Source organism: Actinoplanes sp. NPDC051633 (genome assembly GCF_040681735.1).
GTDB lineage: Bacteria > Actinomycetota > Actinomycetes > Mycobacteriales > Micromonosporaceae > Actinoplanes.
This window is the reverse complement of sequence record NZ_JBFAZH010001501.1, coordinates 1-1,591: the sequence shown is the minus strand read 5'-3', so window position 1 is coordinate 1,591 and position 1,591 is coordinate 1. Positions and strand designations below refer to the sequence as shown.

The following is a 1,591-nucleotide window of genomic DNA, read 5'->3' as shown; positions in this document are numbered from 1 at the left end:
CGCCGCGCCCCCCCCGCCCGGCCTGGCGCTGCGTCCCGGCTCCGTCCGACCCCGGGCCGGGGGGCCCGGCGCCTTCCCCATCGCCCCGCGCCGGCTCACCGGCGCGGCCCGCCGCGGGGTCCGCACCATCGACGACTACCTGCGGGTGCTCGGCACCGACAGCAGCGGCGCGGTGCGGGTGTCCTTCGGCGTCGCGTCCACCTTCGGCGACGTGCAGCGGCTGCTGGACTTCATCGACTCCGGGTTCCGCGACCGGCACCCCGACCCGGCCGGCCTGCCGGCCCGCGCCAACTGCTGACCGGGCGGACGGGTGGAGGATCTGCAGACGGCGCTGCTCGTGGTGGTGCCCGAGGCCGAGGAGGCGGTCGGCCGGCACCGCGCCCGCCTCGACCGCGCCGCGCGGTGGAACGTTCCCGCGCACATCACCGTGCTGTTCCCGTTCCTGCCGCTGCCCGACATCGACCTCGGCGAGCTGCGCGAGCTGTTCCGGGCGCTGCCCGCCTTCGCGGGCCGGCTCGAGCGCGTCGGATGGTTCGGCGACGTCGTGGCCTGGCTGGCGCCCGAGCCGGCGCACCGCTTCCGGGGACTGACCGAGACGGTGTGGCGGCGCTACCCGCAGGCGCCGCCGTTCGAGGGCGCGTTCGACGAGGTCGTACCGCATTTGACCATCGGGCACGACCACCCGCGGCCCGAGCTGGAGCGCGCCGCCGCGCAGGCCGCCGAGCACCTGCCCATCGACTTCGCCGTCGACCACGTCCGGCTGATGGCCGGCAAGGTCGGCGTTCAGGCGTGGCGCAGCGTGGCCGAGCTACCTCTGGGCTACCTCCGCGCTACCCCTGGGCTGACGAGAACAGCCGGGCCGCCCTGACGGTGAGGTAGTTGCGCTCGGCCAGGCTGGTGGTCCGGGCCGCCGCCCGCCGGTAGTGCGCCAGCGCCTCGTCCCGCCGGCCCGCGCGTTCGAGCAGGTGGGCGCGGGTCGCGTCGAGGCGGTGATGGCCGGCCAGCCGCTCGTCCAGGCCGTCGAGCAGGCGCAGCCCTTCCTCCGGGCCGTCGACCATGGCGGCGGCGATCGCCCGGTTGAGGGTGACCAGCGGGTTGCCGGTGAGCTGCTCCAGCACGCCGTAGAGGGCGACGATGTGCAGCCAGTCGGTGTCCTCGGGCCGGGCCGCGCGGTCGTGCAGAGCGGCGATGGCCGCCTGGAGCTGATACTCGCCGGCGCTGAAGGTGGCGTTCAGGATCGCCGTGCCCTCGGCGATCAGCGCTTGGTCCCACAGCGTGCGGTCCTGCTCCTGCAGGGGGATCAGCGCGCCGGAGGGGTCGGTGCGGGCCGGACGGCGGGCGTCGGTGAGCAGCATCAGGGCGAGCAGGCCCGCCGTCTCGGGGTCGGACGCGGGCAGCATCCGGGTCAGCCGGATCGCCTCGGCGGACAGGTCGACGCGGTGGACGTCGGCGCCGCTGCTGGCGGCGTACCCCTCATTGAAGATCAGGTACAGCACTCGCCGGACCGCGCCAAGATCATCCCCGGCGGCGGCGCGGGCCCCGCCGCCACCCCCACCCCGGCACAGGGTGGGTCGCAATGTAGCGCCCGGGT

The 1,591-nt window shown here is 75.7% G+C and carries 2 protein-coding genes and 1 pseudogene; 2 read left to right on the top strand and 1 reads right to left on the bottom strand.

What is annotated here, in order from left to right; translation table 11 throughout:
* Together AB0M20_RS42525 and AB0M20_RS42520 are read left to right on the top strand one after the other, a co-directional pair.
* Positions 1-298, top strand: a pseudogene (locus AB0M20_RS42525) (cysteine desulfurase); the annotation flags it as partial.
* Positions 299-310: 12 nt separating this feature from the next.
* Positions 311-868 carry a 2'-5' RNA ligase family protein gene (locus AB0M20_RS42520; protein WP_364307087.1) on the top strand — a complete coding sequence of 186 codons (558 nt, stop codon included), beginning with the start codon at positions 311-313 and terminating at the stop codon, positions 866-868.
* Here AB0M20_RS42520 and AB0M20_RS42515 read toward each other — a convergent pair.
* On the bottom strand, positions 831-1,591 hold a 761-nt coding region (locus AB0M20_RS42515; RefSeq protein ID WP_364307085.1), incomplete at its 5' end, for a DUF6596 domain-containing protein. The two genes, AB0M20_RS42520 and AB0M20_RS42515, sit on opposite strands and share 38 nt — an antisense overlap.